Below are 24,857 nucleotides of genomic sequence, written 5' to 3' on the forward strand. Positions count from 1 at the left end.
CGGCCGCGACCTGCGGCTTCGCCTTGTGGATTCCCACAATGCGCGCCCCCGGCCGGCCGGGGCAGGCTGGGCCCATGCAGACCACGCCGACACCCCCCGGGGGCGCCCCGGTCGCCGCCCTCGTGCTCGCCGCCGGGGGCGGGCGGCGCCTCGGCGGCCGGCCCAAGGCGCTGATCCGGTACGGGGGCCGGCCGCTGGTGGAGCACGCGGTGGCGGTGGTCCGGGCCGGCGGCTGCCCGGACGTCACGGTGGTGCTGGGCGCGGCGGGCGAGCGGGTCCGGGCGACGGCGCACCTGCCGGGCTGCCGCCTGGTGGCCAACCCGGACTGGGCGGACGGCATGGGCTCCTCACTGCGGGCGGGCCTGGCCGCGCTGCCGCCGCGGGCCCCCGCGGTGCTCGTCATGCTGGTGGACACCCCGGGCGTCACCCCGGCCGCGGTGGCCCGGCTGCTGGCCGCGCACCGGGCGGGCGCCGACCTGGCCGCGGCGGCGTACCACGGGCGGCGGGGCCATCCGGTGCTGATCGGCGCGCGGCACTTCGCCGAGGCCGCCGCGGGTGCCTCCGGCGACGCCGGAGCCCGCGCCCTGCTGGCGGCGCACGCGGCGGACATCGTCCTGGTCGAGTGCGCCGACGTCGCCGTCCCGGACGACCTGGACACCCCCGCCGACCTGGCCCGCTGGTCCGCCGGCTGACCGTCCCCCTCAGGAGGGAGGCCGCCTCGTCCCGGACGGTCGGGGGCCCCTGATCCGTCCCTGAGGATTGCCCCATTCCGCGCCCAGCGCCGGACATTTCGGGGAGCATGGGAATCGTCCCACCCACCCGACACCGACGGACGGAGCCCGCGATGGCCGGACTGCCCGACGACTTCACCGGACACGACCCCACGCGGCCGGGGGCGGGCGGTGCCGCCGCCCGGGCGATCCGCTGCCCCGCCTGCCGCCGCGAGCACCTGTACGAGCCGCCGTCGCTGCCCTGCCCGTGCGGGGCCTCGCTCAAGGTGCCGCTGCTGCGCGGCGGCGTGCCGGTGCAGGTGCGCTTCCGCTCCTGGGAAGACTCCTGGCTGAGCATGCGCTGCCCGCACTGCGGCCGCTCCGACCAGTGGCCGCAGCCCGAGTTCACCTGCAACTGCGGTGCCACCGTCCGGCTGCCGGTGGACCGCACCACCCGCCTGGGCAGCGGCACCGCCGGTCCGCTCGCCGCCCCCGGCCCGCAGGCCGCCCGCCCCCACCCGGCCCACCCGATGGGCGCGCCGGTGCCGGCCCCGCCCGCGGTGCCCGGCGGCTCCACCGGCCGCGCCCGCCCGTTCCGCCACCGCGCGCCCTTCCGCCCGCACCCGGTGCGCACCTCGCAGGACGCGGTGTTCACCGCCGCCCGCTACCTGGAGTGGCTCGGCTTCGACGACCTGGAGCTGACCGAGGCGCAGGAACGCGACGGGGTCACCCTGCTGGGCAGCCGGATGGTCGCCCAGGTCGACACCTGGACCGAGCCCGCCGACGTGAAGTCGGTCGAGTGCCTGTGGCTGCAGACCCTGCACGCCGAGGAGATGGCCGCCGCGATGTTCACCCTCGCGGGTTATTCGCACCAGGCCACCGTGCGCGGTGAACAGCTGCTGGTCGCCCTGTTCAGCCTGGACCTGGCCGGCGTGCCGCAGCCCGCGAACGGCGCCGCCGAGGCCCTGATGGAGACCGGCTGGACCTCCTGACCGCCGGGACGCCCCACTAGATCATTTCTCCGCCGAAAGCAACAACCTCCGCTCGTGATCTGGTGCACAAGCTCACCCCCGTGTTGAATTGCCGCCACAGCGCGGGCCTTTCGCCCTGCCGTCGCCATGCGCACGGGTCGTGGCGGCAGGATCCCAGGGGCAGGTCCGTGCCCATGCTGGATGGCGCACACAAGGAGGTGGCGTTGTCGGAGCACGGATGGGACCCGAGCGGCCCGGACGGGCGGGGGCGGGCGGCAGCGGAGGAGCCGGGTGACACCGTGTGGCGACTGAGGTCGCGGGGGTGCTGGCAGGAGGCCGCCGAACTGTTGCGCCCGGCTGCCGAGCAGGACCCGGCGGCGGCCCTCGGGCGGGCCGAACTCCTCATCGAGCAGTGCCTGTTCACCGCCGCCAACTGGCCCCAGGCGGAGCAGGCGCTGCGCCTGGCGGAGGCACTGGCGGCCGGCACCGAACAGCGCGCGGGCGCCGCCTGCGCCCGCGGCTTCCTCGCGTACGTGGCGAGCGTGCTCGGCCCGCGGGACCGGCTGGACGAGGCCCAGGCCGCGCTCGGCCGCACCTCGGCGCTGCTGCCGCCGGACGCACCGGGCCGGCCGCTGCTGGACTTCCGGCGCGGACTGGTCGCGGAGAACCTGCTGCGCGACCGCGGCGCCGCCTGGATCGCCTACCGGCGGGCGCACGAGGGGGCCGGCGAGCGCGGCGACGAACTGCTGCGCTCGTACACCTGGCGCCACCTGGCCGCACTGGCGCTCGCCCGGGGGGACCACGGGCACGCCCGGGAGGGCTTCGACGCCTCGTTGCGGCTGCGGGAGCAACTCGGCTTCACGGTGGGGGTGGCTCCGGCGCTCGCGGCGCTCGCCGAGGTGTCCGAGCCGGCCGAGGCCGCGCGGCTGCGCGCCGAGGCGACCCGGCTGGTGCAGGCCCTGGGCGGGGTGCCGGTCTGGCTCGCGCGCCAGCTGGGCGCGCCCCATACGCCCCGTGGTGCCGTCCGCGCGCCGGGGCCTCCCCCGGACGGACGCATCGCCAGCGAGACCGGGGGAACAATCAGCTAAGGTGAGCCTAACCTGGCCGGGGATGAGCAGTGCCCCGGCCGGGTCGCCTTGCCGATCCCCGGGCACCGCCATGCCCCGGTCCGGCCACGCCCGGGGGCCACCACCGCCGGGCGGCGCCGGGCGGTCCCATCGGCGGCCCCGGTCGACCCGATGTGGGGCCCGCCCATGACCGCGAGCAGCACCAGGCCCGGCCCCGCGCCGTGCGCCCCCCGCAGCACCGGGGCGCACGCCCCCACCACCGGACCGGCCCGCACCGCCCCGGGCGCTGCCTCGTACCACCGGCTGACCGGGCTCACCCCCGTACTCGCCGTACGCTGCGCCGCGCCCCGGCGGGGCAACGGCTGGCTGCCCGCCGCCGACCTCACCACCCGCCCCGAGGCGGTGCGCGAGCTGATCGCCCACGACGCCCGGCGGGGCCTCGCCCGCTACGGGCAGCCACTGCGCCCGGACGTCGCGGCCGGCTTCGGGCTGCACCGCTTCGTCTGGCCGGTCTCCCTGCTGTTCACGCTGCCCTGGTTCCTGGAGCGGCGCGTGCCGCTGCTCGCGCCCGGGGACGTCTCGCTGCGCCGACGGCCCGAGGCGGTGGAGCTGACCGTCCGCCCGACGGGGTTCGTCTGCCTGCCGGACGACCCGGCGGCCGGCCGGGGTGGTCCGGGCGGGGGCGATCAGGCCGGGGGCCGGGGAGGCCTGGGCGGCAGCCGGGGTGATCAGGCCGGCGGCTCGCCGCAGGCCCGTACGGTGCCGGACGAGTCCGCGCTGGCCGCCGAACTCCGCTGCACCCTGGGCGAGTTCCTGACCCCGGTGCTGGCCGCCTTCCGCCCGGAGACGCGGCGCGGGCCCCGGGTGCTGTGGGCGATGGCCACGGACGCGGTGGTGGAGGGGCTCTGGTACGCGGGCGGGCTGCTCGGGGAGCCGGAACGGGCGCGCGCCGAACTGTCCGCGCTGCTGGCGCCCGGGGAGTCCGGCGGGCGCGCCGGGTCCGCGCACGCGCCCGGCGCGGACGGGCACCCCGCTCCCGCTCCGGCCCCCTTCACCCCGGGCGCCGGCTTCGCACCCCCGGCGCCCGGCCGCGACGACGCTTCGGCCGCCCCGGGGGCGGCCCCCGACGCTTCGGACACGGACCGGGCCCGGGCCAGTTGCTGCCTCGTCTACACCGTGGAACCGGGAGAGATGTGCGGCGGCTGCCCGCGCGTCACGCGAGGTTGACGAAAACCTGTCCGACACCAGATCCGGAAAGCCCGGAATTTCAGGAAGAATCCGCTTCAGATTCATCAGACAATATTTTTGTCGCTGAGTCAGAAATCCCTCTCCCCAGCGCATTGACAGCGAATCCGCCATTCGCCCGCCGAGCATCCGTCATGATGGTCCCCGCCATCACGGCACAGGAAAGCGACGCAGGAAAGCGAGGCTGGTTCCGGCGATGAAATTGTCCGACATACCGCTCGGGTGGGCCGTCACCGGAGTCGCGGGGCTGCTGGTCAGCGCACTCCTGGTGGCCCTGCTCCGCAGCCGGGGATCCGCAGGCACCGCCGGCGGCGATTCCTGGGAGCGCTCCGAGGAACGGCGCCGACGCAAGGAATCCCTGTACGGCGCCGCCTCCTACACGCTGCTGTTCTGCTGCGCCGCCGTCGCCGCCGCCCTCTCCTTCCACGGACTGGTCGGCTTCGGCGTCCAGAACCTGGGGCTGTCCGACGGCTGGGAGTACCTCGTCCCGTTCGGGCTCGACGGCGCCGCGATGTTCTGCTCGGTGCTCGCCGTCCGCGAGGCCAGCCACGGCGACGCCGCCTTCGGCTCCCGCCTGCTGGTCTGGGTCTTCGCCGGCGCCTCGGCCTGGTTCAACTGGGTGCACGCCCCGCGCGGCTTCGGCCACGCCGGCGCCCCCCAGTTCTTCTCCGGCATGTCCCTCTCGGCGGCGGTCCTGTTCGACCGGGCGCTGAAGCAGACCCGCCGGGCCGCGCTGCGCGAGCAGGGGCTGGTCCCCCGCCCGCTGCCGCAGATCCGCATCGTCCGCTGGCTGCGCGCCCCGCGCGAGACCTACGCGGCCTGGTCGCTGATGCTCCTGGAGGGCGTGCGCAGCCTGGACGAGGCGGTGGACGAGGTCCGCGAGGACAAGCGGGAGCGCGCCCTGGACAAGGAGCGCCGCAGGCTGGCCGGGCGGCGCGAACGGGCCGAGATCCGGGCGATCAACCGCTCCCACAGCACCTGGCGCCGCGGCACCGCCGCGCGGCAGCTGGAGTCCGGCTCGGAGCCCGCCATAGCCGGCGGGCCCGGGGCCGAACGGCCCGCCGTCACCGAACGGCTCGGGGTCGAGCGGTCGGCCGTGACCGAACGGCGCGGGGTCGAGCGGCCCGCCGCGGCCGAGCGCCCCGAGGTGGAGCCAGCCCCCGCGCCGCGCGAGGTCGAACCCGCCGAAGGCACGGTCGTCCAGCCCGGTCTGCCGGCCCGCCCGGAGCGGCGCACCATCGACCTCACGCTGGAGGAGGACACCGTCACGCTGCCCCGGCTGGACTCGCTGGAGCGCAAACTGAAGGACCTGGAGCAGCAGTTCGGCTGACACCCGGTCCTGATACCCGGGGCTGACGTTCGATCCTGAGGTTCGGGCCTCGGGTTCGGGCCCGACGCCCGGTCCTGACGCTCCGCCGGGGGCGCCGCCACCGCCGTGGAAGGGCGGGGCGGCGCCTCCGGGGTTCAGGCTGCGGCCGCCCCGCTGAGCTCGAACCACATCCGCTTGCCGGACCCGCGCGGCTCCACGCCCCAGGAGTCCGCCAAGGCCTCCACCAGCATCAGCCCGCGCCCCGAGGAGGCCTGCTCCCCCGGGGTCCGGCGGGTCGGCCACAGGTCCGACTCGTCCTCCACCTCGACCCGGAGCCGGGCCCGGCCGCCGTCCTGCTCCGGCTCCCGGTAGAGCCGGGCGGTGAACATGGCGTCCCGGTCGGTGTGCCGGATGGCGTTGGTGACCAGCTCCGAGGAGAGCAGCTCGGCGGTGTCGATGAACTCCGCGACGCCCCAGCGGCGCAGCGCGTCGCGCAGCTCGGCCCGCACCTCGGCCACCCGTGCCAGGTCGGCCTGGCCGATCCGGCGGCGCAGCTGCTGGGCGGCGAGACCGCCCGCCGGGCCGTCCCAGCGCAGGAGCAGCAGCGCTATGTCGTCCTCGCGCTCGTTGGAGTCGGCGGCCTGGGAGGCGATCCGGTCGGCCAGCTCCTCCAGCGGGTCGCGGGCCGCCTCCGCGGCGGACGGCAGCGGACGGGCGAGCGCCCGGGTGAGCCGGGCGATGCCCTCGTCCAGGTCCATGCCGCGCGCCTCGACCAGGCCGTCGGTGCAGAGCAGCACGGTCTCGCCCGGGTCCAGGCTGAACCGGGTGACCCGGTACTCCTGGTCCGGGTCGATGCCCAGCGGCAGCCCGCCGGCCACCGGCACCACGGCGGCGGTGCCGTCCGCGCGGCGCACCACCGGGTCGAGGTGGCCGGCCCGGACGGCGTAGACCACGCCGTAGTCCACGTTGACCTCGGCGTAGGTGCAGGTCGCGAAGTGGTCGGTGTCCAGGTCGGCGAGGAAGCGGGAGGCGCGGGCCATCACGGCGGCCGGCGGGTGGCCCTCGGCGGCGTAGGCGCGCAGCGCGATCCGCAGCTGGCCCATGATGCCGGCGGCGTGCACGTCGTGGCCCTGGACGTCGCCGATCACCAGGCCGACGTGCCCGCCGGGCAGCGGCACCACGTCGTACCAGTCGCCGCCGATCTGCAGGCCGGAACCGGCAGCGAGGTAGCGCACGGCGGTGGTCACACCCGGCACCGAGGGGACGGTGCGCGGCAGCATCACCCGCTGCAGGCCGGCCGCCAGCTCGTGCTCGGCGTCGTGCAGCCGGGCCCGCGCCAGCGACTGGGCGACCAGCCCGCCCAGGGTGGTCAGCAGGGTGCGCTCGTCCGCGTCCAGTTCGCGCTCGTCGTCGAAGCTGACCACGCAGACGCCGATCGCCCGGCCGCTGGCCACCAGTGGCAGGTACGCCCAGGAGCCGCGGCCGGTGCGGCTGGTCGGCTCCCACACCTCGGGGTAGCCGTCGCGGAAGTCCTCGCGGGTCGAGACGAACACCGGCGCGCGGTGCCGCAGCGCCTCGGCGGCCGGGTGGCCGGCGGGCAGTACGGTGCGGTCCCAGACCGCCAGCGCCTCGGCGCGGTAGCCGGAGGCGCCGAGGATCCGGGCCCGTCCGGCCTCGAAGGAGGCCAGCACCAGGCCGTCCGGCGGCAGCCCGGGCAGCGGCAGCTCGGTGAACACCCGGGCCACGTCACGGACGGTGACGGCCTCGGACAGGGCGCGGGCCGCCTCCTTGATGAACCGGGAGCGCTCCTCGCGCAGCAGGGCCATCCGGTCGGCGTGGACGCGCTTGTGCAGCTCGACGGTGGCGTCCCAGACGAAGCCGACCATCCGGGAGGCCCGGCCGAAGGCGTCGGCCAGCACCCGGCCGCGGAAGCGCACCGCGCGCATGGCCCCGGTCGGCCCGACGGTGCGGTAGTAGGCGCCGCACTGGCCGAGCTCGGCCACCGCGCGCTCGACCCGGCGGCGCACCACGGGCGCGTCCTCGGGGTGCAGCAGGGCCAGGAAGGAGGCGGCGGTGCGGTCGAAGCGGGCCTGATCGGCGGCGTCCAGACCGATGATCGCGCAGGCCCGCTGGTCGCCCTCCAGGACGTCGCGGCGGATGTCCCAGTCGAAGGAGCCGATGCCGTTGGCGGCCATCGCCGGCTCCAGCCAGTCCGGCATGGTGTCGGCGGAGGAGGGCGGCAGTCCGCCGGACAGCACCGGCGCCAGCCGGGCGGCGGCGAGGCTGGGGGACGGGCGCGCCGCGGGGGTCCTCCGGGTCGCCTGCGCGGGCGGCCGGGCCCGGCCCGTCCCGGCGGTGGTCCGTCCGGCGGTGGCCTGACCGGCGATGGGCTGACCGGCGGTGGCCCGGCCGGCGGCAGGCTTCTCGGCGGCGGGTGGGCCGGCGGTGGGCTGCTCGGCGATGCGCGGTTCCACGGTTCCGGTCTCCACGGCACGCCGTTCCACGGCTCGCGGTTCTACGGCGGACGCGCCGGGAGGAAGCGCCGGCCCCGGCGACTCGGGCTCAGTGGGCATGCTGCTCCTGCCGCTGCCGTGGCGGACCGCGCCGACCGTCCGGCCGGGCCGCGTGGCGGTGAGATGGGTCGTGCTGGATAGGACGGTGCCGACGGACGGTGGTCAGTCGAGGTTCGGTCTCCCCGCTGCTTCCCGCACGTGGACACACATTCCCACCATCCTGGCCAAAGTTCCGCCGAGCGGCAATGCCAACGGGCCGGAAATCTTCCGTTCCGCCTTCTGTTCAGGGCTTCCTTCGACAGCGAATCAATCGGCTGCGAACAATCGTACGACCATACGACCGGACTCAGGGCAACGCGAGTTCGAACCAGGTGACCTTTCCGTCGCCTCTCAACTGGACGCCCCAGGAGTCCGCGAGCGCCTCCACCAGCAGCAGGCCCCGCCCCGAGGTCGCGTACTCGGCCCCCGGATCGCGCCGGCGCCCGGGCAGCCGGCTCGTGCCGTCCTGCACCTCGATGCGCAGCCGGTGGTCCGAGCCGAGCACCGCGTCGAAGACCGCGCCCTTGCCGGTGTGCAGCAGCGCGTTGGTGACCAGCTCGGAGGAGAGCAGCTCGGCGGTGTCGGACAGCTCCGGCACCCCCCAGTGGCTCAGCGCCGAACGCAGCCGCCGCCGCACCGACCCGACCGCGACCAGGTCGGCCGGGTCGAGCGTCAGGTGCAGCCGCCGGTGCAGCGCGCAGCCGGGGGCCGGCGCGCCCGGCAGGGCCGTCCCGGTCGCCCCGGTCGTGCCGGTCGCTCCGGCCTTCCCGGTCTTGCCGCCGCCGACCGGGCCCTGGACCGGACCGGACCGGTAGGCGTCGCCCGAACTCGTCCGCTGCCGCGGGAATCGCGACTGACCGTCCATCACCACATGCCCCCGCCCTGAAAATCCGGGCCCCCGCCTCCGGAATCCCCCGCCGGCCGGGTGGCCCCCTCGATCTGACCACCATCCTCATGCCCAGTTGACGGCGTTTGCAACAGTGTGCGTCCGATCACGTGGGGTGAAAGGGGCACGGGGAGGTTCGCGTGATCCAACCGCCCGCGCCGGACAGGTTTGCGAAGCGCAGAGGCCGTTTTCGAACCCGCCGCCACCCGATCCCGCGCACACCCGGCGCCCGTACGAGCCGTGCGCCCGACCACGCGCCCCCTGCTCCGCTCCCGCCGCGCGCCGGGGCCGGGGCGGGCCGGGGGCGGGCGGGGTCGGGGTGGATCGGGGGCCGGGGCTCCTCACCCCCATCCCCCGCCCAGGGCGCCGAACCCGCGCGGACCGGCAACGCTGGACAGGGCGGCCCGGCGCGGGTTCAATGACCCGAGATGTTTGAACGACGTTCTAACATCACCCCGGAAGCCCCGAGACCCCGAGACCCCGAGCCCCCGAGACCCGAGCCGACCCCCTCCCCCCGGCGACCGCGAGCGAGGTACCGTGCGACTGACCCCCACCGAGCGGGACCGGCTGCTGATCTTCACGGCAGCCGAGCTGGCCCGCGCCCGCCGAGCCCGGGGCGTACGCCTCAACATCCCCGAGGCCACCGCCCTGATCGCGGACACCGTCTGCGAGGCCGCCCGCGACGGCCGGCGCCTGGCCGAGGCCATCGAGGCCGGCCGCTCCGTGCTGACCGCCGACGACGTGCTGCCCGGCGTGCCGGACGTGGTCACCGTCGTCCAGGTCGAGGCCGTCTTCGACGACGGCACCCGCCTCGCCGTCGTCAACGACCCGTTCAAGGGCGCCGGCTCGCTCGGCGACGAGGCCCCCGGCGGTGCGCTGATCGGCGACGGCGCCGGCTACGACCCGGTCGAGGAGACGCTGCTCATCCCCGTCCACAACACCTCCGAGGTGCCGATCTCGGTCACCTCGCACTTCCACTTCTTCGAGGCCAACCCGCGCCTGGCCTTCGACCGCGCCGCCGCGTACGGCACCCACCTCGCCGTCCCGGCCGGCTCCTCGGTGCGCTTCGACCCCGGCGCCACCGTCGAGGTCGGCCTGGTGCCGATCGGCGGCGCACGGGTCGCGATCGGGTTCGCGGGGCTCGTGGACGGCCCCCTGGACGCGCCCGGCGCGAAGGAGGCCGCCCTGGCCAAGGCCCGCGCGACCGGCTACCTGACCGGCTTCGACGACGCGGAGGTGCCGTCATGACCTCGATCACCCCCCACGACTACATCTCCGTGCACGGCCCGCGCGCCGGGGACCGGGTCCGGCTCGGCGACAGCGGCCTGATCGTCCGCGTCGAGTCCGACTCCCAGGCGCCCGGCGACGAGTTCCTGGCCGGCTTCGGCAAGACCGCCCGCGACGGCCTCCACCTCAAGCCCGCCGCCGTCCGCGACACCTGCGACGTGGTGATCAGCAACGTCCTGGTCATCGACGCGGTCCAGGGCATCCGCAAGACCTCGATCGGCCTGATCGGCGGCCGGATCGCCTCCATCGGCCGGGCCGGCAACCCGGACACCCTGGACGGCGTGGACGTGGTCGTCGGCACCGGCACGACCATCGTCTCCGGCGAGGGCCTGATCGCCACCGCCGGCGCCATCGACACCCACGTCCACCTGCTCTCGCCGCGGATCATGGAGGCCTCGCTCGCCTCCGGCGTCACCACGATCATCGGCCAGGAGTTCGGCCCGGTCTGGGGCGTCGGCGTCAACTCGCCCTGGGCGCTGCGCCACGCGTTCAGCGCCTTCGACGCCTGGCCGGTCAACATCGGCTTCCTGGGCCGCGGTTCGTCCTCCGACCCGGCCCCGCTGGTCGAGGCGCTGGCCGAGGGCGGCGCCTCCGGCTTCAAGGTGCACGAGGACATGGGCGCGCACACCCGCGCGCTGGACACCGCCCTGCGGGTCGCCGAGGAGTACGACGTCCAAGTCGCCCTGCACACCGACGGGTTGAACGAGTGCCTGTCGGTCGAGGACACCCTGAGGGTGCTGGAGGGCCGGACCATCCACGCCTTCCACATCGAGGGCTGCGGCGGCGGCCACGTCCCCAACGTGCTCAAGATGGCAGGCGTGCCGAACGTCATCGGCTCCTCCACCAACCCCACCCTGCCGTTCGGCCGCGACGCCCTCGGCGAGCACTTCGGCATGATCGTCTCCGCGCACGACCTCAAGGTCGACCTGCCCGGCGACGCCGCCATGGCCCGCGACCGCATCCGGGCCGGCACCATGGGCGCCGAGGACGTGCTGCACGACCTCGGCGTCATCGGCATCACCTCCTCCGACGCCCAGGGCATGGGCCGGGCCGGCGAGACCGTCCGCCGCACCTTCGCCATGGCCGGCAAGATGAAGGCCGAACTCGGCCCGCTCGACGGCAGCGGCTCGTACGGGACGACCGAGAGCGGCGACGACAACGAGCGCGTGCTCCGCTACATCGCCAAGCTCACCGTCAACCCGGCCATCGCGCACGGCCTCTCGCACGAGGTCGGCTCGATCGAGATCGGCAAGCTCGCCGACATCGTGCTCTGGCGCCCGGACCACTTCGGGGCCAAGCCGCAGCTCGTCCTCAAGTCCGGCTTCCCCGCGTACGGCGTGGTCGGCGACCCCAACGCCTCCACCGACCGCTGCGAACCCCTCGTCCTGGGACCGCAGTTCGGCGCCCACGGAGCGACCGCCGCCGACATCTCGGTGGCCTTCGTCGCCCAGGCCGCCGCCGACGGCGCCTACCTCGACCGGCCCGCCGACGGGCTGCCCACCCGCCGCCGCCGCGTCGGCGTCCGGGGCACCCGCGGCATCGGGCCGCGCGACATGGTGCGCAACGCCCGCGTCGGCCACGTCGAGGTCACCGAGACCGGACTGGTCTCACTGGACGGCGCACCGCTGCGCTCCGAACCGGCCGACAGCGTCTCGCTCAGCCGCCTCTACTTCCTCTGATCCCCCCACTTGATCCCCCCACTGTTGAGGACTCCACGATGACCACCCCCACGCCCGCCTCCCTCGGCTACCGGATGCCCGCCGAATGGCACCCGCACGACCGCACCTGGATGGCCTTCCCGACCTCCAACCCCACCTTCGACACCCCCGAGGCGCTGCACGCCGGCCGCGAGGCCTGGGCCGCCGTCGCCGACACCATCGTCCGGTACGAGCCGGTGACGCTGATCGTCAACACCGGTGAGACGGCGGAGGCCCGCAAGTACGTCTCCGAGCAGGTCGAGATCGTCGAGCGCCCGCTCAACGACGCGTGGATGCGCGACATCGGCCCGTCCTTCCTGATCGACGGCAAGGGCTCGGTGGCCGCCGCCGACTGGATCTTCAACGGCTGGGGCGCGCAGTCCTGGGCCCGCTGGGACAAGGACCAGCACGTCGCCGAGCACATCGGCGAACTGACGGGCGTCCAGCGCTTCGCCTCCCGGCTGATCAACGAGGGCGGCGGCATCCACGTCGACGGCGAGGGCACGGTGCTCGTCACCGAGACCGTCCAGCTCGGCGAGGGCCGCAACGCGGACTGGACCAAGGAGGAGGTCGAGGCCGAGCTGCACGCCTTCCTCGGCACCACCAAGGCCATCTGGCTGCCGCGCGGACTCACCCGCGACTACGACGAGTTCGGCACCCGCGGACACATCGACATCGTCGCCTCCTTCGTGCGCCCGGGCGTCGTCGTCGCCCACGTCCAGCCCGACCCGGCCCACCCCGACCACCAGGTCTGCCAGGAACTCGTCGCCGTCCTGCGCGCCTCCACCGACGCCCGGGGCCGAGCCCTGGAGGTCATCGAACTGCCCGCCCCCACCGTCCTGCTGGACGAGGACGGCGAGCCGGTCGACTACTCCTACATCAACCACTACGTGGCCAACGGCGCCGTGATCCTGTGCGCCTTCGCCGACCCGCGCGACCAGGAAGCCGCCGCCGTCCTCGGCCGCGCCTACCCGGGCCGCACCGTCGAACTCGTCGACGCCCGCGAGATCTTCGCCAACGGGGGCGGCATCCACTGCATCACCCAGCAGCAGCCCAAGGCGCTCTGACACCCGCCGCGAGACCCGTCGCTACCGGAGTGGGGCCCCGCTCCACTCCGGTAGCCTTCGAACCTCCGTTCCACCGAGGGAGAGCAACCCACATGGCGGACCCCCGCCCGCGCAGGCCGGCGCGCCCCCGCGAGGAGGTCTTCGCCACCGCCCGGGCCGCGATCGCCGAACACGGGCTCGCCAAACTCACCATGGCCGGACTCGGCAAACAGCTCCAGATGAGCGCGGGACACCTGCTCTACTACTTCGGCAGCAAGGACCAGCTGCTGCTGGAGACCCTCCGCTGGAGCGAGGACCAGCTCGGCGCCCGCCGCCGCGACGCCCTCACCGACCACGCCCTCGACCCCTGGCAACGCCTCGACGCCTACCTGCGCCTCTACCTGCCCGAGGGAGCGGGGGACCCGCGCTGGATCCTCTGGGTCGAGGTGTGGGGCCGCTCCCCCGCGAGCGCCGAGATCCGCCAGGGACAGCAGGAGATCGAGGCCCCCTGGCAGACCGACCTGGTCTCCCTCATCGAGGAGGGCACCGCCACCGGCCATTTCACCCCGGGCCCCGCCGCCGACCGCGCCCTCCAGATCCGCGCCCTCCTCGACGGCCTCGCCGTCCCCATCGCCATCGGCCTCCCCGGCGCCCACCCCCCTACCGCCCTCACCCAAGCCACCACGGTGACGGGCATCCTCCTCCGCACCTGAAGCCGACCCTGAAGCCGACCCTGTGCGGCGCGGGGGAATATGCAGACCGGTCTAGTGATTCTGCTGCCCGGCCCTGCCCAGCTGCCTGCACCAGAAGTCGACCAGCCCGACTTCCTGTACGGCTCGTCGACCCGGCGTGCGCGAGGAGCCCGAGAAATATGCAGACCGGTCTACAGATCAGGCTCGCCCCAGCGGCCCCGTACGCGCGAAAAGTCGGCGGAACCGACTTCCTGCGATGCGGCTCGCCGGCGCGGGGGAAATATGACGACCGGTCTACAGATTTTCCCACGGAGCCCCTCGCCCCGCGCGCCAAAAGTCGGCCCCGCCGACTTCCTGTGCCACCCACCGCCGCCCCACCCCCGGTGAATCTGCAGACCGGTCTAGTGATTCCGTTTCCCGGCCCTGCCCAGCTGCCCGCACCAGAAGTCGACCAGCCCGACTTCCTGTACGGCTCGTCGACCCGGCGCGCGGGAGGAGCCCGAGAAATATGCAGACCGGTCTACTGATTGATGGGCGCCAGGAGACCGCGCGCGAAAAGTCGGCTGGGCCGACTTTTGGTGCGGCTTGCCGGCGCAGGGCTTCGCCTCGAATATGACGACCGGTCTACAGATTTCACTGGGATAAGCAGGTGGGTGCGCCAGAAGTCGGGTGGGGCGACTTCTGGCGCGGGGGTGCTGTGGTCAGTCGGTCCAGATGGCGGCGGCGGTGCGGTCGTCGGCGTACCCCTTGGCGCGGACTTGGACCTGGCGCAGGAAGTCGACGGTGCCAGGGGGGTGGGGGTGGGCCCAGTGGGTGGAGAGGAAGTGGGCGACGGCGGGTTCGTCGGCGATCGGGCGGGCCAGGCCGGGGGTGCAGAGCAGCAGGATGTCGCCCGGGGTCGCGGGGACGAGCCGGAAGCGGAACGGGCGCGGGTCCGGGACGGGAGCCTCGGGCACCGGCGGCTGGCCGTCCGGGTGGTGCAGCAGGCGGGCCGCGTACGCGTCGATCCAGTGGCCGGAGCGCAGCAGGTAGAGGCCGCCCGGGCCGACGCCGAAGGCCGCTCGGTAGCCGGCCTCCGGGTCGAGCGACACCATCAGGCAGTGCAGCGAGGCCGGGGAGGGCGTGTCGTCCCCCTCCGTCCGGGGCGCCAGCGCGCGCAGCGGGGCGACGGCGCTGGTGGCCAGTCGCTGGAGCCCGTAGCGGAGCCGGTCCCGGGCGCCGTCGCGCAGGTCGGCGGCCAGGCCGGCCCGGCTGCGTCCGATCGCGGCGGCGAGCTGGCGGCAGGCCTCACCGGTGGCGGTGGCGACGGCCTCGGCGGTGACCGTGTCGACCTCGGCGCCGTCCGCCCGGTCGAAGCCGCCGAGGACGGCGAGCAGCAGTCCGTCAGGTCCTTCGCCGAACCGGGTGACCAGTAGGGAGTCCCGGCGCGGCTCGCCCCGGTAGCGGGCGGAGTCGCCCCGGACGGAAACGGCGCGCAGGACGGACGGCCCGTACTGCGCGCCCTCCAGCACGGTGTCCGGGACAAGCGAGCGGAGCGCGCCCGGGTCGGCCTCCGGTACGGCCGTCGGCTCGGGCCCGTACGTCGGGGGGCGCTCGCCGACGTGCGGGACGGCGGCCCCGCCGTCGGCGAGCGGTGCGCGGACGGCCAGCCGGGGGTCGGGGACGATGGCGGGCGCCGGTTCCGGGTCGGGCTCGGGCACCGCCGCGTGGTCGGGTTCGGGTTCGGGCACGGGGACCGGGTCGGGGACGGGGGCCTCGTCCACCGCGGGGACCTCAGGGGTCACGGGGACCTCAGGGGCCTCAGGGGCGGAGACGACCTCGGGAGCTGAGGGGGTCTCGGCGACGACCGGCTGGGGCTCGACCTCGGCAACCGGCTCGGGCTCGGGCTCGGGCTCGGAGTCGGAGTCGGCGGACGGGGCGGCCTTCTCCAGCGAGACGGGCTCAGCCTCCGGCTCCGGCGCAGGCGCCGCCTCCGGCTCCACCGCCGCCTTCGGTGCGTCGTCGGCGAAGGAGGGCGCACGGAACTGGTGGGTCTCCGTGGACGATGTCCGCTGGCGGCCGATCCCCTCCGACCCGCTGATCACGCCGACCGCGGTGTCGAACCAGTCGTCGATGCTGTCCCGGTTCTCCTGTACGAGCGCGGGTTCCGGCTCCGGCTCCGGCTCCACCAGCGGCTCCGGCTCCGCCGATCGCTGCTGCCCGATGAGTCCCGCCGCCGTGTCGAACCAGTCGTCGACGCTGCCGTCCCCCGGGTCGGCGTGCGGGGTGTCGGGGAGGGTGCCCGCCGGGCCGTCGTAGACGGTGTCCCACCAGCCGTCGTCGGGCCGGGGCGGCTGTGCGGGTGCACCCTGCTTGCTCATCTGGCGGCTCCTGCTCGGTCCGTGGGTCGCGCGCCGCCCCCGGCGGGCCGGGCTCGACGTCATTGTTCTCCAAGTGCAACGACCCTGTCCGGGTTTCGGCGACAACCGGTCACCCATCGGAACATCCCGGCCACCGCGCCGACCAGCCGGTTCGTCGTCCGCGCCGCGGGTGCGGCGGCGTGGGCGTCACCGCCCGGTCGGCTTCCGGTTCGCCTCCGGTCGGCTCCTGGTCCGCTTCCGTTCCGTCCAGGCTTGCCGGATGTGCCCGGAGCAGGGTGTTTCCTGGAGATCCGGGCGTGTCGGCCCCCGAAAATGAGGGCCGATGGGGGGCATCGCTTCACACGTTCGGCTGATTAAATGTCCGCATGACCGCGTCGGCCCCCAGCTCGCCCCGACCGGGGTGGGCCGCACCGGCGGGCCGCCCGGTGGGTGCGCTGTTGGTCCTTCTGCTCGTCGCCCTGCTGACGATGCTGCCCTGCGCGGGCCAGGCGAAGGCCTTGGACGGGTCCAACCCTCCGGTGCCGGCCGCGGCCCCGGTCAGTGCCGTCAGCGTGGTCAGCGTCGAGGTCGCGACCGGACAGGCGCCCCACCCCGGCCACGGAGGCCGGGCCACCAGGCCCGCCAAGGCCGCGAAGCTCGTCGGCTCCGCCGGGACCGCCCAGGCTTCCCCCGGCGATCGAGGTGACCGAGGCGACCGGGCCTCCCCTGGCGACCCGGGCGACCGGAGCGACCCGGGCGGCAAGGCCGCGAAGGCCTCCGACCACCGCCGGATCGCCGAGGGCCAGAGCCAGGGGCACTGGATCCTCTGCACCGCCGACGGCGAGCCCCCGCGCAACAACGGCTGCTCCAGCCATCCGTACTGCCCGCAGGACGCCCAGCTGCCGAATCCCCCGCCGCAGCCGCTGCCCGTCGTGCCACCCGTCGCCCCGGCCGCGGCCGAGGCGCTGCCCCGGGTGGTGCCCGCCGGCCTGCTGGACGGTTCGCACTCGGCGCCCGACCTGCACGAGCTCCAGGTCCACCGGTCCTGAGCGGAACCCACCGCCGGCGCTGCCGCCGGCGGATCCGCCCCGCCTCACCTTCCAGCTGACCGTCGCCACCGACCGGTGCGCGGCGGAGACAAGGACACCGCCATGGGTTCCGCCTCCAAGCAGTCCAACAAGTCCGGCGGCAAGCAGGCCGGTCTCGACCGCCGCGCCCGGATAGCCGAGCTGCGCGCCGCCGAGCAGCGCCGCGACCGCCGCAACAAGATCGTCGCCTCGGTGGCGGCCGGTGTGCTGGTGATCGGCGCGATCGCCACCGGCACCTGGGTCGTCATGGACCAGAACCAGAAGAAGAAGGACAAGGAAGCCGCCGCCAACGCGGACATCCCGGGCGTGAAGACCTTCGGCGACCTGACCCGCAACCACGTCAAGGAGAAGGTCACCTACCCGATGACCCCGCCGGTCGGCGGCGACCACAACGCGATCTGGCTGGACTGCATGGGCCACGTCTACGACCAGCCGGTCGAGAACGAGCGCGCCGTCCACTCGCTGGAGCACGGCGCGGTCTGGGTGACCTACAACGGCAAGGCCACGCCGGACGACATCAAGACCCTGTCCGACAAGGTCAAGACCACCCCGTACTCGCTGATGAGCCCGTACCCGGACGAGCAGGGCACCATCACCCTGAACGCCTGGAGCACCCAGCTCGTCGTGGACAGCGCCAGCGACCCCCGGGTGAACCAGTTCTTCACCAAGTACGTCCAGGGCAAGCAGACCCAGGAGCCGGGCGCCTCCTGCACCATGGGGCAGATGTGACCGCCGACCCGGGCCGTCCCGAGGGGTCCGCTGCCAAGGGGTCCGCTGCCGAGGGAGGCGCGTCCGAGGCCGCTGTCGGGACGGCCGCCCAAGCCGTCACCGGAGCCGTCACCGCCGAGGACGGCGGGGCCGCCGCGCCGCGCCGCCGGCGGATGTGGTGGCCGGCCGCGCTGGCGGCCACCGTGGCGCTGGCGCTCGGGGTGCCGGCCCTGGTGGCGAGCGGGACCTCGGCCTCCGGCAGCTCGCTCTCCGTCCCGGCGGACGACTCGCCCGAGGCCGGGTTCGCCCGCGACATGGCGACCCACCACCAGCAGGCGGTGGACCTGTCGTTCGCCGTCCGGGACCGCACCGGTGACGAGCCGACCCGCACCCTCGCCTTCGACATCATCAACACCCAGGCCAACCAGCGCGGGATGATGATGGGCTGGCTGGACCAGTGGGGGCTGACGCAGCACGTGAACGCCAAGCCGATGGCGTGGATGAAGATGGGCCACGAGTACCAGGCGCACGACGGTTCGCTGATGCCCGGCATGGCCACCAACACCCAGATCGCGAAGCTGCGTTCGCTCAGCGGGCGGGACGCCGAGGTGTTCTACCTGCAGCTGATGATCGAGCACCACAAGGGCGGCGTCGAGATGGCCCAGGGCTACGTGGACCTGGCCAAGAACGACACCGAGAAGCGGCTCGCGCAGTCGATGGTGATCGCCCAGACCTCGGAGCTGCAGCTGATGACCGACATGCTCCAGGAACGCGGCGCCGCCCCCGGCGTGCCCGCCTCCTGAGCCGGCTCCCGAACCGGCTCCCGAACCGGCCCAGCGTTCTCGTTCCCCGGACGGCCGGGGCACGGCCGACGGTCCCGTACCGTCCGCGCCGCGCCCCGGCCGTCCGCCGTACCACCTCCCGGAGACCCCTCACATGACCCCCGACCCCGCCGGTGCCCCCACCGGTGCCGCCGACCCCGCCGGCGCCCCGGACCGCCGCTGGCTGATCGCCGGGCTGGGCAATCCCGGCCCCTGGTTCCGGCAGACCCGGCACAACGCGGGCTTCCTGGCCGTCGACCGGCTGGCCGAGCGGCACGGCGCCCGGTTCCGGCGGCGCGGGATCGCCACCCTGGTCGCGGAGATCGAGGTCGACGGCCGGCCGGTGCTGCTCGCCAAGCCGCTGTGGTTCATCAACCTGTCCGGCCGCCCGGTGGCCGCGCTGCTGCGCCGGTACGGCGTGCCGGTGGAGCGGCTGGTGGTCGTGCAGGACGACCTGGACTTCGCGTTCGGTTCCGCCCGGCTCAAGCGCGGCAGCGGGCCCGGCGGCCACAACGGGGTGCGCTCGGTGGGCGAGGTGCTCGGCACCCGCGACTTCGTCCGGCTGCGGTTCGGCATCGGGCGTCCGCCGAAGGGGCAGAGCGTCGGCGACTTCGTGCTGAAGAAGTTCTCGGACGACGAACTGGCCGTGATGCCCAGCGAGTTGGACCGTTGCGCGGACGCCCTGGAGACCCTGGTGCGGCTCGGCCTGAACCGCGCCCAGGACACCCTGAACGCCCGCCCCGCACCTGACGCCGGTCACGGTACGGAGGCCGGTCACGGCGCGAAGACCGGTCACGGCGCGGAGGCTGACCATGGCGGGCGCTGAGGACCTCCGGCGTTCCCTGTGGAGCGCCGGACCCGGCGACGACGCGCGGCAGGACGACGGGCGGTCGGCGCTGACCGCCGAGGCGGTCGCCGAGGCCGAGCACCTGCTCGGCGTCACCCTCCCCGCCGCCCTCCTGGAACTGCTGCACCACCGCGACGGCGGCGAGGTCGCGGACGACCGGAACGCCTTCCCCACCAGCCGGCCGACCTCGTGGAGCGGCGACCACGTGCCGTTCGACTGGCTGCTGGGCATCGGCCGCCGCGAAGGGGCGCTGTCCCTGCTCGACAGCCCGTACCTGGTCGCGGAGTGGGGTCTGCCCGCGCCGGTGGTCCTGTTCTCGGGCGAGGGACCGTGCTGGCTCGGGCTGGACTACCGGGACGGCGGCCGGGACGGGGAACCGTCCGTCACCTGGTTCGAGGCGGACCTCGGCCGGGAGTTCCCGCTCGCCCCGGACTTCCGGTCGTTCCTCGAAGGCCTCACCGCGGCCGACGACTTCGAGTGAGAATCCCCGGGCGCCCCTGGAGCGTGCCCGGTCCACAGGCTGCGGAACGGGCTGCGGAGCGGGTGGTGGGCCGGGCGGGTGAGGAGCGCGGCCGCCGCCGCGACCGCCGCGAGGGCGAACAGCACCGTCCGCCCACCGGACGCCGCGCCCGCCAGGTGGACACCGAGGACGGACAGCGCCATGCCGAGCGCCGTACCGAGGCTGCGCGCCATGTTCACCATGCCGCCGCCGACCGCCGAGCACTCCGCCGGGACGGCCCGCATCACCAGCGCGTTGTTGGCCGGCAGCAGCAGGCCCAGCCCGTACCCGGCGACCAGCAGCGGAGCGGCCGACGCGATCGAGGCCGGCAGCAGGGCGAACAGCAGCAGCCCGCCCGCCGCGACGGCCGCGCCGAGGCGGCACCTGGCCACGTCCGACCAGCCCGCGGGCAGCAGCCCGCCACCGACCGTCGCGGCGACGGCGAACGCGGCGGGCAGCAGAGTGACGAGCAGTCCGGCACCGGCCGTCGACACGCCCGCGCCGGTCAGCAGGACGGGGCCCAGCACCAACGGGCAGAACAGCAGCAGGTACCCGATCAGCGCGAGCACCAGGCCGGACCGCACACCCGGGGTGTTGACCAGCCCCGGCGCAAGGATCGGCCGCGCCGCCCGCCGCTCCTGGCGCACCAGCGCCACGGTGAGCACGGCGGCGGCAAGCAGCAGGACGGTGACGGCCCAGCCGGGCAGCGGCAGGCCGGAGGCGGTGGAGAGGGCGAGCAGCAGCGCTGTGGTCGCGCCGGTGAGCAGCAGCATGCCGGGCAGGTCGAAGCGGGCGTCGTCCCGCGCAGGACCGGCCAAGGGACCAGCCGAGGGACCCGCCGGTCGCCGCGTCCGGGGGCTGGGAACGAGGCCCCCGCCGCCCGTCCGGGTGCGCGGCAGCAGGTACCAGCCGGCCAGGATGCCGAACACCGCGATCGGCACATTGACCCAGAACACCCAGCGCCACGAGGCGTGTTCGACCAGCAGCCCGCCGAGGCTGGGCCCGAGCGCCAGCCCGAGGCCCTGAGCGGAGGCCTGGATGCCGAGCGCGCGCCGCATCGCGCGTTCGGGCACACCGCGTGCGACCAGGGCGACACTGTTGGCCTGCATCATCGCGGCGCCGACGGCCTGGACGGCGCGGCAGCCCACCAGGATCCAGAGGCTGCCGGCGAATCCGGCGCCGAGCGAGGAGAGGCCGAAGACGGCGAAGCCGCCGATGTACATCGTCTTGCGGCCGGCCAGGTCGGACAGCCAGCCGATCGGGGCCAGCAGGGCGACCAGGACGAGCAGGTAGGCCAGGGCGACCCATTCGACGGCGGCGAAGCCCGCGTCGAAGTGGTGGCCGATCGCGGGAAAGACCAGGGCGATGACGCTGGCGTCGAGCTGGCCGAGGAAAGCGCCGAGGCAGACCGTGCCGACGGCCAGCCAGTGGGCGTGGCGCCAGCCGGCGATGCCGCGGGGGCGGGGCCGCTCGGTGAGCAGCCGGGCGGCGAGGGCGGTGGCGTTCATGCCACAAATATATCGGATACAGATATGTTCTTTCTACGAGCAGCTCGCCCTGCGATACGAAGCGCCCCACAGGGCGTCCGTACCGCGTCCACATCGCGTCCGCACCCGCGTCCGCTAAGCGGACCGCGCCCCCGAAACGCCCTGTACCAGGAGATACGCTGTCCGCCATGCCGTCGTCACCGCACGTTCCCGATTCCGCCACCGAAGGCCCGGACCCGGCGGTCGAGCACGCCCGGCAGCTGACCGACACCGTCACCCGGCTGCGCCGCGCCCTGCGCAGCAGCATCCGCACCGACTACCCGTGGGAGTCCCTGCCGATGGCGCAGGTCGAACTCCTCCAGACCCTCGCCGCCGCACCGCTGCGGGTCGGCGAACTCGCCGCCCGGCAGCGACTCGCCCCCAACACCGTCAGCGGACTGGTCGGCAAGCTGCTCGACGCCGGCTTCGTCGACCGCCAGGCCGACCCCGGCGACCGCCGCACCGCCCGGATCGCCCTCACCCCGGCCGGCCGGCGCCAGCTGGACGACTGGCAGCACGCCCACGAACGCCGCATCGCCACCGCGCTCGGCACCCTCGACCCCGCCGACCGCGAGGCGGTCGTCCACGCCCTGCCCGCGCTGGAACAGCTCGCCCGTGCCCTCGCCCAGCCGGGCAGCGGTACCGGCACCGGCACCGACTGACACCGGCACGGACTGACACCGAGGGCCCACCCCGCGGACAAAACCACTGGTCACCGCCCCGGGCCGAGCACTACCCTCCCCGGCATGACCACCGCACGGGTACGGATCGAGCCCTGGACGGACGCCGACCTGGCGCTGCTGCGCCGGGTCAACACGCCGGAGATGAAGAAGCACGTCGGCGGACCGGAGACCGAGGAGCAGCTGCTCGTCCGGCACGGCCGCTACCTGGACTTCGTCCCGTCCGGCCTCGGCTGCATGTACCGGATCGTGCTGCTGCCCGACGACGGTGCCGCGGACGGCGAGGCCTCGGACGGCGCGGCTGCGTACGGCGGGACCGCCGCGGGCGAGGCCGTCGGCACGGTCGGCTACGGCACCCGGACCTGGGAGGGCGAGACCGTCCACGAGATGGGGTGGAACGTCCTGCCCGGTCACCAGGGCCGGGGCATCGCCGTCACCGCCACCCGCGCCGCCGTCGCGGCCGCCCGCCGCGAGGCCGCCCACCGGTACCTGCACGCCTTCCCCTCGGTGGACAACCCCGCCTCCAACGCGGTGTGCGCCAAGGCCGGGTTCACGCTGCTCGGCGAGACCGAGTTCGAGTTCCCTCCCGGCCGGTTCATGCGCAGCCACAACTGGCGGGTGGACCTGCGCGCCTCGGAGTGACCCGCCGGCTGGGAACGGGGCCCTGAACCGGGCTCGGAGCGGCGCCCGGAAGGGGTTCAGAAGAGGGTGCCGCTCTCCAGCTCCAGCAGTCGGCGCTTGCGGTCCACGCCCGCCGCGAAGCCGGTGAGCGAACCGTTGGCGCCGAGCACCCGGTGGCAGGGGCGCACGATCAGCAAGGGGTTGGCGCCCACCGCGCCGCCGACCGCCCGGACCATCCGCGGCTCCTGCCCGGCCAGTTCGGCGAGTTCGCCGTAGGTGACGGTCCTGCCGTACGGGATCTCGTCCAGCGCGGCCCAGATCCTGCGGCGGAACTCGGTGCCCACGGGTGCGAGCGGCAGGTCGAACTCGGTGCGCTCGCCCGCGAAGTAGGCGGTCAGCTGGGCGACCGGCTCGGCGAGCGCCTCCGGGTCGAGGACCCAGTCGTCGGCGGGCTCGGCCAGCGCGTACTTCTGGCCCGGCGCGGTGACGGTCGCCAGCGCGGCCGGCCCGCCGTCCTCGGGCAGGACGCCGCTGAGCAGCAGCCGGCCGAAGGGGCTCTCCATGGTCGTGTAGACGGTGGTGGTGGCGGCGGCGCTGTCCGTGGTGGCAGCGCTGTCGCTGCCGGTGGTCGGGTCGGTGATCGGGTCGGTGGTGCTCATGCTGGTGCGTTCTCCGTTCCGGTGCTGGTGGTCGCGGGGCCGGCCCACAGCCGGTGGACCGCGTAGGAGCGCCACGGCGCCCAGGTCTCGGCCGCGTGGGCGGCGGACTTCGGGTCGCCGGGGGCGCCGAGCCGGACGAGGCCGTGCTTGACGCCCACGTCGCTCGGGAGGAAGACGTCGGGGTCGGCGAGCGCCCGCATCCGCAGGTAGCCGACCGTCCAGGGGCCGATGCCCGGCAGGGCCAGCAGCCCGGCCGCGGCCTCCTCCCGGTCGACCCCGCTGTCGAGGCTCACCGTGCCCTCGGCCAGGGCCGCGCACAGTCCGGTGAGCGCGCGGCGGCGGGCGGCGGGCATCGCGAAGTCCTCCGGGTCGGCGGTGGCCAGCGCCGCCGCGGTCGGGAAGAGCAGTCGCAGGCCGCCGCTGGGCTCGGGCAGCTCGGTCCCGTACTTCTCGGCGAGCCGCCCTGCCAGGGTACGGGCCGCGCCGACGCTGATCTGCTGGCCGAGGACGGCGCGGACGGCGAGCTCGTGCGGGTCCACGTGGCCGGGCGAGCGCAGCCCGGGACGCTCCCGGACCAGCGGACCGAGCACCGGGTCGGCGCCGAGCTGCTCGTCGACCGCGAGCGGGTCGGCGTCCAGGTCGAAGAGGACGCGCAGGCGCTGGACGGCGGTCGGCAGGTCGCGCAGGTCGGCGAGGAACAGGCGGCAGTCCAGCCAGCCGCGGGTGCGCGGGTCGTCCGGCGCCAGGCCGTCGACCTCGGCGATGCCGTGGCCGTACGGCAGCGCGAGGGTGCGCCGGTACGTACGGACGCCGGGGAACGCACCGGGGACCACCTCCTCCACGCCGGGAACGGCCCGGAGGGCGAGGAAGTCGATCAGGTGCTCGCTGTCCAGCGGGCCGCGGTAGGCGAGGCGCAGGGTCAGGCCACCGGCCGGGGTGGCGGTGCGGCGGCCGGCGGCGACCTCGGCGCGCAGACCGCTGGGGGTGCGGTCGTAGACCTCGCGGACGGTGTCGTTGAACTGGCGGACGGAGGCGAAGCCGGCCGCGAACGCGACGTCGGTCACGGGCAGTTCGGTGGTCTGCAGGAGGAGCCGGGCGGTCTGGGCGCGCCGGGCGCGGGCCAGCGCGATCGGGCCGGCGCCGAGCTCGGCGGTGAGCTGGCGCTGCAGCTGGCGGGAGCTGTAGCCGAGCCGGCCGGCCAGGCCCGCCACGCCCTCGCGGTCCACCACGCCGTCGCCGATCAGGCGCATCGCGCGGCCGACCAGGTCGGCGCGGTGGTTCCACTCCGGCGAACCCGGCACCGAGTCGGGGCGGCAGCGCCGGCAGGCCCGGAAACCGGCGCCCTGGGCGGCCGCGGCGCTGGGGTAGAAGACGCAGTTGACGCGCTTGGGGGTCACGGCCGGGCAGCTCGGTCGGCAGTAGATGCCGGTGGAGGTGACGGCCGTGAAGAAGACGCCGTCGAAGCGGGCGTCTCGGCTGTCCACGGCTCGGTACCGGATGTCGTCGTCGATCACGTTGTCCAGTCTGCGGGATCGGGTGGGGGGTGACTGGCGGGAATCGGACATCGCCATTCGGGCACCGCCGGTGGGGGCTTCCCCCCTTCCCCC

Annotated in this window: 21 protein-coding genes and 1 pseudogene; 16 read left to right on the forward strand and 6 right to left on the reverse strand. The window is 74.8% G+C overall.

The genetic code is table 11. The features are described from left to right. The first annotated feature begins 74 nt into the window (after positions 1-74). The 5 genes from IE332_RS08785 to IE332_RS08805 all read left to right on the forward strand — a co-directional run bounded on the left by IE332_RS08785 (position 75) and on the right by IE332_RS08805 (position 5,323). Entirely contained in the window at positions 75-692 is a 618-nt protein-coding gene (locus tag IE332_RS08785) for a nucleotidyltransferase family protein (RefSeq protein WP_229928449.1), read from the forward strand. Between the two features lie 152 nt (positions 693-844). Next, positions 845-1,702: a hypothetical protein gene (locus IE332_RS08790; RefSeq protein WP_229928450.1), complete on the forward strand. Its 858-nt coding sequence runs from the start codon at positions 845-847 to the stop codon at positions 1,700-1,702. A gap of 173 nt (positions 1,703-1,875) precedes the next feature. Then, the gene (locus tag IE332_RS08795; protein ID WP_373313688.1) at positions 1,876-2,769 is read left to right on the forward strand and encodes a hypothetical protein; all 894 of its coding nucleotides are present in this window, start codon (positions 1,876-1,878) and stop codon (positions 2,767-2,769) included. Between the two features lie 165 nt (positions 2,770-2,934). Further along, positions 2,935-3,975 (forward strand): (2Fe-2S)-binding protein, encoded by a 1,041-nt coding sequence (locus IE332_RS08800; RefSeq protein WP_189914791.1) that lies wholly within the window; start codon positions 2,935-2,937, stop codon positions 3,973-3,975. Positions 3,976-4,189: 214 nt separating this feature from the next. Next, positions 4,190-5,323, forward strand: a complete 1,134-nt coding sequence (locus IE332_RS08805; protein ID WP_189914793.1) for a DUF2637 domain-containing protein — start codon at positions 4,190-4,192, stop codon at positions 5,321-5,323. 134 nt (positions 5,324-5,457) lie between these two features. Here IE332_RS08805 and IE332_RS08810 read toward each other — a convergent pair whose 3' ends face one another. Beyond that, positions 5,458-7,776, reverse strand: coding sequence for an ATP-binding SpoIIE family protein phosphatase (locus tag IE332_RS08810; RefSeq protein WP_189914795.1), 2,319 nt, complete (start codon positions 7,774-7,776; stop codon positions 5,458-5,460). Positions 7,777-8,161: 385 nt separating this feature from the next. Further along, entirely contained in the window at positions 8,162-8,719 is a 558-nt protein-coding gene (locus tag IE332_RS08815) for an ATP-binding protein (RefSeq protein WP_229928452.1), read from the reverse strand. A gap of 558 nt (positions 8,720-9,277) precedes the next feature. On the opposite strand from IE332_RS08815, the gene IE332_RS08820 reads away from it, so the two are divergent. The 4 genes from IE332_RS08820 (at position 9,278) to IE332_RS08835 (ending at position 13,483) form a co-directional block, all read left to right on the forward strand. Further along, positions 9,278-9,988: an urease subunit gamma gene (locus IE332_RS08820; protein ID WP_189914797.1), complete on the forward strand. Its 711-nt coding sequence runs from the start codon at positions 9,278-9,280 to the stop codon at positions 9,986-9,988. Next, on the forward strand, positions 9,985-11,706 hold the full coding sequence (locus IE332_RS08825) for an urease subunit alpha (protein ID WP_189914799.1): 1,722 nt from the start codon (positions 9,985-9,987) through the stop codon (positions 11,704-11,706). The genes IE332_RS08820 and IE332_RS08825 overlap by 4 nt, the downstream gene beginning before the upstream one ends. Positions 11,707-11,744: 38 nt before the next feature. Next, positions 11,745-12,791 carry an agmatine deiminase family protein gene (locus tag IE332_RS08830; protein ID WP_189914801.1) on the forward strand — a complete coding sequence of 349 codons (1,047 nt, stop codon included), beginning with the start codon at positions 11,745-11,747 and terminating at the stop codon, positions 12,789-12,791. A 92-nt stretch (positions 12,792-12,883) separates the two neighbouring features. Beyond that, positions 12,884-13,483: a TetR/AcrR family transcriptional regulator gene (locus tag IE332_RS08835; RefSeq protein ID WP_189914803.1), complete on the forward strand. Its 600-nt coding sequence runs from the start codon at positions 12,884-12,886 to the stop codon at positions 13,481-13,483. 680 nt (positions 13,484-14,163) lie between these two features. Here IE332_RS08835 and IE332_RS08840 read toward each other — a convergent pair. Continuing rightward, positions 14,164-15,822 carry a PP2C family serine/threonine-protein phosphatase gene (locus tag IE332_RS08840; RefSeq protein WP_189914805.1) on the reverse strand — a complete coding sequence of 553 codons (1,659 nt, stop codon included), beginning with the start codon at positions 15,820-15,822 and terminating at the stop codon, positions 14,164-14,166. A gap of 437 nt (positions 15,823-16,259) precedes the next feature. On the opposite strand from IE332_RS08840, the gene IE332_RS08845 reads away from it, so the two are divergent. From IE332_RS08845 to IE332_RS08865, 5 genes and pseudogenes are all read left to right on the forward strand, one after another. Continuing rightward, on the forward strand, positions 16,260-16,850 hold the full coding sequence (locus IE332_RS08845) for a hypothetical protein (RefSeq protein ID WP_189914807.1): 591 nt from the start codon (positions 16,260-16,262) through the stop codon (positions 16,848-16,850). 102 nt (positions 16,851-16,952) lie between these two features. Further along, entirely contained in the window at positions 16,953-17,618 is a 666-nt protein-coding gene (locus tag IE332_RS08850; RefSeq protein WP_189914809.1) for a thioredoxin-like domain-containing protein, read from the forward strand. Between the two features lie 152 nt (positions 17,619-17,770). Next, positions 17,771-18,400, forward strand: coding sequence for a DUF305 domain-containing protein (locus tag IE332_RS08855; RefSeq protein ID WP_189915355.1), 630 nt, complete (start codon positions 17,771-17,773; stop codon positions 18,398-18,400). A 133-nt stretch (positions 18,401-18,533) separates the two neighbouring features. Further along, a complete protein-coding gene (pth, locus tag IE332_RS08860; RefSeq protein ID WP_189914812.1) occupies positions 18,534-19,244 on the forward strand; it encodes an aminoacyl-tRNA hydrolase in 711 nt (236 codons plus the stop codon). Next, positions 19,231-19,656 (forward strand): annotated as a pseudogene (locus IE332_RS08865) (SMI1/KNR4 family protein); the annotation flags it as partial. The gene pth and the pseudogene IE332_RS08865, both read left to right, overlap by 14 nt. On the opposite strand, the gene IE332_RS08870 reads toward IE332_RS08865, so the two are convergent. Beyond that, positions 19,614-21,272, reverse strand: coding sequence for an MFS transporter (locus IE332_RS08870; RefSeq protein WP_268256544.1), 1,659 nt, complete (start codon positions 21,270-21,272; stop codon positions 19,614-19,616). The pseudogene IE332_RS08865 and the gene IE332_RS08870 sit on opposite strands and share 43 nt — an antisense overlap. A 167-nt stretch (positions 21,273-21,439) precedes the next feature. Here IE332_RS08870 and IE332_RS08875 point away from each other — a divergent pair, with 167 nt between their 5' ends. Further along, positions 21,440-21,952: a MarR family winged helix-turn-helix transcriptional regulator gene (locus IE332_RS08875; protein WP_189914816.1), complete on the forward strand. Its 513-nt coding sequence runs from the start codon at positions 21,440-21,442 to the stop codon at positions 21,950-21,952. Positions 21,953-22,036: 84 nt separating this feature from the next. Beyond that, entirely contained in the window at positions 22,037-22,612 is a 576-nt protein-coding gene (locus IE332_RS08880) for a GNAT family N-acetyltransferase (RefSeq protein WP_189914818.1), read from the forward strand. A 56-nt stretch (positions 22,613-22,668) separates the two neighbouring features. Here the strand turns inward: IE332_RS08880 and IE332_RS08885 are convergent, their stop codons facing one another. Both IE332_RS08885 and IE332_RS08890 read right to left on the reverse strand, forming a co-directional pair. After that, entirely contained in the window at positions 22,669-23,154 is a 486-nt protein-coding gene (locus tag IE332_RS08885) for a methylated-DNA--[protein]-cysteine S-methyltransferase (RefSeq protein WP_229928494.1), read from the reverse strand. Positions 23,155-23,246: 92 nt separating this feature from the next. After that, positions 23,247-24,821 (reverse strand): DNA-3-methyladenine glycosylase 2 family protein, encoded by a 1,575-nt coding sequence (locus tag IE332_RS08890; RefSeq protein WP_444542937.1) that lies wholly within the window; start codon positions 24,819-24,821, stop codon positions 23,247-23,249. Between the last annotated feature and the right edge of the window lie 36 nt (positions 24,822-24,857).

It is taken from the genome of Kitasatospora xanthocidica (assembly GCF_014656195.1).
In the GTDB taxonomy this organism is placed as follows: domain Bacteria; phylum Actinomycetota; class Actinomycetes; order Streptomycetales; family Streptomycetaceae; genus Kitasatospora; species Kitasatospora xanthocidica.

Coding starts and splice junctions, on each gene's coding strand:
- IE332_RS08835 (WP_189914803.1), top strand. CDS start 12,884: ATGGCGGACCCCCGCCCGCGCAGGCCGGCGCGCCCCCGCGAGGAGGTC.
- IE332_RS08890 (WP_444542937.1), bottom strand. CDS start 24,821: ATGGCGATGTCCGATTCCCGCCAGTCACCCCCCACCCGATCCCGCAGA.
- IE332_RS08825 (WP_189914799.1), top strand. CDS start 9,985: ATGACCTCGATCACCCCCCACGACTACATCTCCGTGCACGGCCCGCGC.
- IE332_RS08875 (WP_189914816.1), top strand. CDS start 21,440: ATGCCGTCGTCACCGCACGTTCCCGATTCCGCCACCGAAGGCCCGGAC.
- IE332_RS08850 (WP_189914809.1), top strand. CDS start 16,953: ATGGGTTCCGCCTCCAAGCAGTCCAACAAGTCCGGCGGCAAGCAGGCC.
- IE332_RS08840 (WP_189914805.1), bottom strand. CDS start 15,822: ATGAGCAAGCAGGGTGCACCCGCACAGCCGCCCCGGCCCGACGACGGC.
- IE332_RS08790 (WP_229928450.1), top strand. CDS start 845: ATGGCCGGACTGCCCGACGACTTCACCGGACACGACCCCACGCGGCCG.
- IE332_RS08795 (WP_373313688.1), top strand. CDS start 1,876: ATGCTGGATGGCGCACACAAGGAGGTGGCGTTGTCGGAGCACGGATGG.
- IE332_RS08805 (WP_189914793.1), top strand. CDS start 4,190: ATGAAATTGTCCGACATACCGCTCGGGTGGGCCGTCACCGGAGTCGCG.
- pth (WP_189914812.1), top strand. CDS start 18,534: ATGACCCCCGACCCCGCCGGTGCCCCCACCGGTGCCGCCGACCCCGCC.
- IE332_RS08800 (WP_189914791.1), top strand. CDS start 2,935: ATGACCGCGAGCAGCACCAGGCCCGGCCCCGCGCCGTGCGCCCCCCGC.
- IE332_RS08855 (WP_189915355.1), top strand. CDS start 17,771: ATGTGGTGGCCGGCCGCGCTGGCGGCCACCGTGGCGCTGGCGCTCGGG.
- IE332_RS08830 (WP_189914801.1), top strand. CDS start 11,745: ATGACCACCCCCACGCCCGCCTCCCTCGGCTACCGGATGCCCGCCGAA.
- IE332_RS08870 (WP_268256544.1), bottom strand. CDS start 21,272: ATGAACGCCACCGCCCTCGCCGCCCGGCTGCTCACCGAGCGGCCCCGC.
- IE332_RS08880 (WP_189914818.1), top strand. CDS start 22,037: ATGACCACCGCACGGGTACGGATCGAGCCCTGGACGGACGCCGACCTG.
- IE332_RS08785 (WP_229928449.1), top strand. CDS start 75: ATGCAGACCACGCCGACACCCCCCGGGGGCGCCCCGGTCGCCGCCCTC.
- IE332_RS08885 (WP_229928494.1), bottom strand. CDS start 23,154: ATGGAGAGCCCCTTCGGCCGGCTGCTGCTCAGCGGCGTCCTGCCCGAG.
- IE332_RS08815 (WP_229928452.1), bottom strand. CDS start 8,719: ATGGACGGTCAGTCGCGATTCCCGCGGCAGCGGACGAGTTCGGGCGAC.